The following is a 7,056-nucleotide window of genomic DNA, read 5'->3' on the forward strand; positions in this document are numbered from 1 at the left end:
GGCGGAGGCCGTGTCAGAGGCGTATCAGGAAAGCCCGCGGCACATTGTCGCCGGACGGCGGGGGCGGTTGCATGGACGGTACGAGCACTGCCGTGCCGGAGCCGCCGACCGGCGCCCGGCCCACCCGCTCCCCATCGCGCCGCCGAGCCCGTCGCCACGGGCCGCGTGCCCCTCATGACCCCGGATGGACCATGTCCGACCTCGCCCTCCAGCTCCCGCCCGCCCACCCGGCCAAGTTCGCCGGCCTGCTCGTCGAGAGCCGCTGAGGACACGGGAGGCGGGCGTCAGAGCTGCGTCAATACCAGGCGTACGACCGCTTCCCGCCCCAAATGTCCGAAACCATGGCCGTAAGGTCGACCGTACGCGACCGTGCTGCACCTCGGGCCGGACAACCGTCCCGAACACCGTCGCGCAACGTGAAAGACAATGAGGCCATGGGACGCGGCAAGCTTCGGATCTACCTCGGCGCGGCGCCGGGCGTCGGCAAGACGTACGCGATGCTCTCCGAGGCGCACCGTCGTATCGAACGCGGCACCGACATCGCCGTGGGCTTCGTGGAACACCACAACCGCCCGCGCACCGAGGTCATGCTGCACGGCCTGGAGGAGGTGCCCCGGCGTGAGATCACCTACCGGGAAAGCGTCTTCACCGAGATGGACGTCGACGCCCTCCTCGCCCGCCGTCCCGCCGTCGCCCTCGTCGACGAGCTCGCGCACACCAACGTGCCCGGCTCCCGCAACACCAAGCGCTGGCAGGACGTCGAGGAACTCCTCCGGGCCGGCATCGACGTCGTCTCGACCGTCAACATCCAGCACCTGGAATCGCTGGGCGACGTGGTCGAGTCGATAACCGGCGTCCGGCAGCGCGAGACCGTGCCCGACGAGGTCGTGCGCCGCGCCGACCAGATCGAACTGGTCGACATGTCGCCCCAGGCGCTGCGCCGCCGGATGGCCCACGGCAACATCTACAAGTCCGACAAGGTCGACGCCGCCCTCTCCAACTACTTCCGCCCCGGCAACCTCACCGCCCTGCGCGAGCTGGCGCTGCTGTGGACCGCCGACCGCGTCGACGAGTACCTGCGGCAGTACCGCACCGAGCACAGCGTCTCCACCATCTGGCAGGCCCGCGAGCGCATCGTCGTCGGCCTCACCGGCGGCCCCGAGGGCCGCACCCTCATCCGCCGCGCCTCGCGGATGGCCGCCAAGGGCTCCGGCAGCGAGATCCTCGCCGTCTACATCGCCCGCAGCGACGGGCTCACCTCGGCCTCGCCGAAGGAGCTGGCCGTCCAGCGCACCCTCGTCGAGGACCTCGGCGGCACCTTCCACCACGTGATCGGCGACGACGTGCCCGCCTCACTGCTGGAATTCGCCCGAGGCGTCAACGCCACCCAGATCGTGCTCGGCTCCAGCCGCCGCAAGACCTGGCAGTACGTCTTCGGGCCGGGCGTCGGCCAGACCGTCGCCCGCGACTCCGGCCCCGACCTCGACGTGCACATCGTCACGCACGAGGAGGCCGCCAAGGGCCGCGGCCTGCCCGTGGCGCGCGGCGCCCGCCTCGGCAGACCCCGCATCGTGGCCGGCTGGATCACCGGCGTCGTCGCCCCGGCGCTGCTGACGCTGCTGCTCACCTCGCTGGAGAACGGTCCCGGCCTCGCCAACGAGGTCCTGCTCTTCCTCTTCCTGACCGTCGTCGCCGCCCTCCTCGGCGGACTGCTGCCCGCCCTCGCCTCCGCGGCCTTCGGCTCCCTGCTGCTGAACTACTACTTCACCCCGCCCACCCACAGCATCACCGTCCAGGACCCCAAGAACTTCGTCGCCATCGTGATCTTCTTCGCGGTGGCGGTGTCGGTCGCCTCCGTCGTGGACGTCGCCGCCCGCCGCACCCACCAGGCCGCCCGGCTGCGCGCCGAGTCCGAGATCCTCTCCTTCCTCGCGGGCAGCGTCCTGCGCGGCGACACCAGCCTGGACGCGCTCCTGGAGCGGGTGCGGGAGACCTTCGCGATGGAGTCCGTGGCCCTGCTGGAGCGGGCCGGCGAGGCCGACCCGTGGACCTGCGCGAGCAGCGTGGTGACCAGCACCGGAAAGCCGCTGCTGCGGCCCGAGGACGCCGACGTCGACATGCCCGTCGGCGACAACATGGCCCTCGCGCTCTCCGGGCGGGTGCTGCCCGCCGAGGACCGCCGCGTGCTGGCCGCCTTCGCCGCCCAGGCCGCCGTCGTCCTGGACCGCCAGCGGCTCGTCGGCGAGGCCCAGCGGGCCGAGCAGCTCGCCGAGGGCAACCGCATCCGCACCGCCCTGCTGGCCGCCGTCAGCCACGACCTGCGCACCCCGCTCGCCGCGATCAAGGCCGCGGTGTCCTCCCTCCGCTCCGACGACGTCGCCTGGTCCCAGGAGGACGAGGCCGAGCTGCTGGCCGGCATCGAGGACGGCGCCGACCGCCTCGACCATCTCGTCGGCAACCTCCTGGACATGTCCCGGCTGCAGACCGGCACGGTCACCCCGCTGATCCGCGAGATCGACCTCGACGAGGTCGTCCCGATGGCGCTGGGCGGCGTCCCCGAGGACAGCGTCACCCTCGACATCCCCGAGACGCTGCCCATGGTCGCCGTCGACCCCGGCCTGCTGGAGCGCAGCGTCGCCAACATCGTCGAGAACGCCGTCAAGTACAGCCCCGACGGCACACTCGTCCTGGTCGCCGCCAGCGCCCTGGGCGAACGCGTGGAGCTCCGCGTCGCCGACAGCGGCCCCGGCGTCCCCGACAGCGCCAAGGACCGCATCTTCGAGCCCTTCCAGCGCTACGGCGACGCCCCGCGCGGCGCCGGAGTCGGCCTCGGCCTCGCCGTCGCCCGGGGCTTCGCCGAGGCCATGGGCGGCACGCTCAGCGCCGAGGACACCCCCGGCGGCGGCATGACCATGGTCCTCACCCTGCGCGCCGCCCCCGGCCGCCCGCCCGTACGCCCGGACCTCCCGGCCCGGGCCACCTCGTGACACCGCGCGCCGTGCCGTACGGACGACTCCCCGACCAGAACCCCGGGCCCAGCGGGGCCCGAACGAACAGCAGAGGTGGTTCCGCATGAACCGGGTGCTCGTGGTGGATGACGAGCCGCAGATCGTCCGCGCCCTCGTGATCAACCTCAAGGCGCGGAAGTACGAGGTCGACGCCGCGCCCGACGGCGCCACCGCCCTCCAGCTCGCCGCCGCCCGCCACCCCGACGTCGTCATCCTCGACCTGGGCCTGCCCGACATGGACGGCGTCGAGGTCATCAAGGGGCTGCGCGGCTGGACCCGGGTGCCGATCCTCGTCCTCTCGGCCCGCCAGACGTCCGACGAGAAGGTCGAGGCGCTCGACGCCGGCGCCGACGATTACGTCACCAAGCCCTTCGGCATGGACGAGCTGCTCGCCCGGCTGCGCGCCGCGGTGCGCCGCGCCGAGCCCATGGGTGCGGCGGCCGCCGGCGACGACGCGATCGTCGAGACCGCGGTCTTCACCGTCGACCTGGCGGCGAAGAAGGTCAACCGCGGCGGCAAGGACGTACGCCTGACCCCGACCGAGTGGCACCTGCTGGAGGTCCTGGTCCGCAATACGGGCCGTCTCGTCAGCCAGAAGCAGCTCCTCCAGGAGGTCTGGGGCCCCTCCTACGGCACGGAGACGAACTACCTGCGGGTCTACATGGCGCAACTGCGGCGCAAGCTGGAGCAGGATCCGTCGCACCCGAAGCACTTCATCACGGAGCCGGGGATGGGGTACCGGTTCGAGGTGTGAGGGCGGCGGGGCGGGCCGGGCCGGGGGTCCGGGGGTTGCCCCCGGGGGGTGCGGCATCACGGAGCCGGGGATGGGGTACCGGTTCGAGGTGTGAGGGCGCGGCGGGGCGGGCCGGGGGTCCGGGGGTTGCCCCCCCCGGGGAGGCGTGACCGGCCGCCCGTCGTCGGGCGGGTCGCCTGGAGCCCGTCCGGTGGTCTTCACGGAGCCCGTCCGGCGATTGAGGACAAAGCGTCCCGACCCTCGTCGTGTGTCACCCCGCCGGGAGGGCTCCCGGTAGGCTGGATTCATGACCGCCGTACCCCGTTCCGAGAAGCCGACCGGCCGTTTCCGCCGGATGCTCGACCGGCTGTCCACCTCGCAGGAGGACCTGCACTCGGCCGAGCTGCAGCAGGACGCGGAAGCCGTGGGCTGCACCAAGATCTGCGACTGCGACGACCGCCAGGTCGTCAAGGTCACCGGCACGCTGCGGACGGTCACCCTCCGCCCGCGTGCCGGAGTGCCCGCGCTGGAGGCCGAACTGTTCGACGGCTCGGCCGCGCTCGACGTGGTGTGGCTGGGGCGCCGTTCCATCGTCGGCATCGAACCCGGCCGTAAGCTGATCGCCTCCGGCCGGATATCCATGAGCCGTGGCCGCCGGGTGCTCTTCAATCCCAAGTACGAACTCCGACCAGTCGGACAGGAGTAGCGGGTGACGTCTCTCGACAAGCCGACGGGTGGTCCGGTGAACCAGCGGACGGACCAGCCGTCGGACCGGCCGACCGACCAGCAAGGACAGGGCGCCCCCGGCGCCGACGTGCGATCGGCCACCGAGGCCGCCCTGTTCGAGGCGTTCGGCGGCGTGCGGGGCATGGTCGAGACGACCGTCCCGGGTTTGGTCTTCGTCGCGATCTACACCGTCAAGCGGGACATCCACATCGCGGCCATCGCGGCGCTGGGCCTGTCCGTCGTGCTGGGCGTCGCGCGCCTGGTGGGCAAGGACACCCTCAAGCACGCGTTCAGCGGGGTCTTCGGCGTCGCCTTCGGCGCCGTCTTCGCGATGATGTCCGGCGACGCCAAGAACTTCTACCTGCCGGGCATGCTCTACAGCCTCGGGCTCGCGGTGGCGTACATCGTCACCTCGCTCGTCGGCTACCCCCTGCTCGGCCTGATCCTGGGCCCGGTGTTCAAGGAGAACCTCTCCTGGCGCACCCGCAACCCCGGCCGCAAGGCCGCCTACACCAAGGCCAGCTGGGCCTGGGGCCTGATCCTGCTCGCCAAGTCGGCCATCCTCTTCCCGCTGTACTGGTGGGGCGACGCCACCCAGCTCGGCTGGGTCAAGGTCGCCCTCGGCATCCCGCCGATGCTGCTCTCGGTCTACCTGACCTGGATCTTCCTGGCCAAGGCACCGCCGCCGATCGACGTCTTCGCGGAGCTGGAGGCCGCCGAGGCGGCCGAGCGCGAGAAGCAGGAGGCCGAGGAGGCGGCGAAGGCCGGGAAGGTCGTCGAGCCGCTGCTCGCCGAGTGGGCCGACCAGGTCGTCGACGGCGCCCGGGCCGAGCCCGCCGACCGGCAGCGCCCGCGCCCCTGACGTCCACGGCCGCCGGCACCCGCCCGCACACCGGAAGACCCCGGGAACCATCGGTTCCCGGGGTCTTCCGCGTACGTACGAGCCGTCCGGCGCCGCTCAGTCGCCGGAGATGTCCCGGCGGACCGACAGCAGGTCCTCCAGTTGCTCCTCGCGGGCGGGAGCCGCGACGAAGAGCAGCTCGTCGCCGGGCTCCAGCGCGTCCTCGCTGTTGGGGGTCAGCACCCGGTTGCCGCGGATGATCGTGACCAGGGAGGTGTCCTCCGGCCAGTCCACGTCCCCGACCCGGGTCCCCGCCAGGGCGGACTCCGGCGGCAGCGTCAGCTCCACGAGGTTGGCGTCACCCTGGCTGAAGCGCATCAGCCGCACCAGGTCGCCGACGCTCACGGCCTCCTCGACCAGCGCCGACATCAGGCGCGGCGTGGACACGGCCACGTCCACGCCCCAGGACTCGTTGAAGAGCCACTCGTTCTTGGGGTTGTTGACCCGGGCCACGACCCGGGGCACCCCGTACTCCGTCTTGGCCAGCAGCGAGACGACCAGGTTGACCTTGTCGTCACCGGTCGCCGCGATCACGACGTTGCAGCGCTGGAGCGCCGCCTCGTCGAGCGAGGTGATCTCGCACGCGTCGGCCAGCAGCCACTCCGCGAGCGGCACCCGCTCCACCGAGATGGCGGTCGGGGCCTTGTCGACGAGCAGCACCTCGTGCCCGTTCTCCAGCAGCTCGCCCGCGATGGAACGGCCCACCGCGCCGGCACCCGCAATAGCGACCCTCATCAGTGACTCTCCTCGGGTCCCTGGGCGAACGCCGCCTCAACCTTCTCGACCTCGTCGGTGCGCATCATCACGTGCACCAGGTCGCCCTCCTGCAGCACCGTCTGGGACGACGGCAGCATCGCCTCGCCCAGCCGGGTGAGGAACGCGACCCTGACGCCGGTCTCGTCCTGCAACTTGCTGATCTTGTGGCCGACCCACGCGTCCGAGGTGGGCACCTCGGCGAGCTGCACACCCCCGCTCGGGTCGCGCCACAGCGGCTCCGCGCCGGACGGCAGCAGCCGGCGCAGCATCTGGTCGGCGGTCCACCGCACGGTGGCCACCGTGGGGATGCCGAGCCGCTGGTAGACCTCGGCGCGCCGGGGGTCGTAGATCCGGGCCGCGACGTTCTCGACGCCGAACATCTCGCGTGCCACCCGGGCCGCGATGATGTTGGAGTTGTCGCCGCTGCTCACCGCCGCGAAGGCGCCGGCCTCCTCGATGCCCGCCTCGCGCAGGGTGTCCTGGTCGAAGCCGACGCCGGTCACCCGCCGGCCGCCGAATCCGGAGCCCAGACGCCGGAAGGCCGTCGGGTCCTGGTCGATCACGGCGACCGTATGACCCTGCTGCTCAAGGGTCTGCGCGAGGGCCGAGCCCACTCGCCCGCAGCCCATGATCACAATGTGCATGACGATTACCCCGTGCTCCGGACTACCGCGCTGACCTGCACCAACAACCTGCTCACATCTTCCCTTGTTGTTCTACGTTCGGCTCACGGGCCCGCGACACACCCGGCTCGCGGTCATCGACGCCATGCGCCCGCGGGAATCTCTCCGCGCCGGCGCACGGCACCACCGTATCCGCAATGCCCGCGCCGGGCTGAGCCCCGTCCGCCGACTGGCTCCGGGGCGGGTGTGCCTGCGGCGGGCGGGGGCGGTTCGCGTGCTCCACGGGCGCGGGTCCGCCTGCGGCGGGCT

7 protein-coding genes are annotated in these 7,056 nt (G+C 72.1%); 5 read left to right on the plus strand and 2 right to left on the minus strand.

The features are described from left to right. The first annotated feature begins 71 nt into the window (after positions 1-71). From J7E86_RS02695 to J7E86_RS02715, 5 genes are all read left to right on the plus strand, one after another. On the plus strand, positions 72-266 hold the full coding sequence (locus J7E86_RS02695) for a hypothetical protein (RefSeq protein WP_215079361.1): 195 nt from the start codon (positions 72-74) through the stop codon (positions 264-266). A gap of 168 nt (positions 267-434) precedes the next feature. Further along, positions 435-2,987 carry a sensor histidine kinase KdpD gene (locus tag J7E86_RS02700; protein WP_215079363.1) on the plus strand — a complete coding sequence of 851 codons (2,553 nt, stop codon included), beginning with the start codon at positions 435-437 and terminating at the stop codon, positions 2,985-2,987. An 85-nt stretch (positions 2,988-3,072) separates the two neighbouring features. After that, positions 3,073-3,762 carry a response regulator gene (locus tag J7E86_RS02705; RefSeq protein ID WP_215079365.1) on the plus strand — a complete coding sequence of 230 codons (690 nt, stop codon included), beginning with the start codon at positions 3,073-3,075 and terminating at the stop codon, positions 3,760-3,762. A gap of 286 nt (positions 3,763-4,048) precedes the next feature. Beyond that, positions 4,049-4,447: an OB-fold nucleic acid binding domain-containing protein gene (locus tag J7E86_RS02710; protein WP_215079367.1), complete on the plus strand. Its 399-nt coding sequence runs from the start codon at positions 4,049-4,051 to the stop codon at positions 4,445-4,447. Positions 4,448-4,609: 162 nt separating this feature from the next. Further along, the gene (locus tag J7E86_RS02715; protein WP_251018576.1) at positions 4,610-5,329 is read left to right on the plus strand and encodes a DUF3159 domain-containing protein; all 720 of its coding nucleotides are present in this window, start codon (positions 4,610-4,612) and stop codon (positions 5,327-5,329) included. Positions 5,330-5,425: 96 nt separating this feature from the next. Here the strand turns inward: J7E86_RS02715 and J7E86_RS02720 are convergent, their stop codons facing one another. Continuing rightward, the gene (locus J7E86_RS02720; RefSeq protein WP_215079369.1) at positions 5,426-6,103 is read right to left on the minus strand and encodes a TrkA family potassium uptake protein; all 678 of its coding nucleotides are present in this window, start codon (positions 6,101-6,103) and stop codon (positions 5,426-5,428) included. Then, positions 6,103-6,768 (minus strand): TrkA family potassium uptake protein, encoded by a 666-nt coding sequence (locus J7E86_RS02725; RefSeq protein ID WP_215079371.1) that lies wholly within the window; start codon positions 6,766-6,768, stop codon positions 6,103-6,105. The genes J7E86_RS02720 and J7E86_RS02725 overlap by 1 nt, the downstream gene beginning before the upstream one ends. Positions 6,769-7,056 lie beyond the last annotated feature (288 nt).

The organism is Streptomyces sp. ISL-11 (assembly GCF_018614525.1).
Lineage (GTDB): Bacteria > Actinomycetota > Actinomycetes > Streptomycetales > Streptomycetaceae > Streptomyces.

Bases quoted from the DNA above. Each gene is read 5' to 3' on its own strand.
- J7E86_RS02695 (WP_215079361.1), top strand. From the start codon at position 72: ATGGACGGTACGAGCACTGCCGTGCCGGAGCCGCCGACCGGCGCCCGG.
- J7E86_RS02700 (WP_215079363.1), top strand. From the start codon at position 435: ATGGGACGCGGCAAGCTTCGGATCTACCTCGGCGCGGCGCCGGGCGTC.
- J7E86_RS02705 (WP_215079365.1), top strand. From the start codon at position 3,073: ATGAACCGGGTGCTCGTGGTGGATGACGAGCCGCAGATCGTCCGCGCC.
- J7E86_RS02710 (WP_215079367.1), top strand. From the start codon at position 4,049: ATGACCGCCGTACCCCGTTCCGAGAAGCCGACCGGCCGTTTCCGCCGG.
- J7E86_RS02715 (WP_251018576.1), top strand. From the start codon at position 4,610: ATGGTCGAGACGACCGTCCCGGGTTTGGTCTTCGTCGCGATCTACACC.
- J7E86_RS02720 (WP_215079369.1), bottom strand. From the start codon at position 6,103: ATGAGGGTCGCTATTGCGGGTGCCGGCGCGGTGGGCCGTTCCATCGCG.
- J7E86_RS02725 (WP_215079371.1), bottom strand. From the start codon at position 6,768: ATGCACATTGTGATCATGGGCTGCGGGCGAGTGGGCTCGGCCCTCGCG.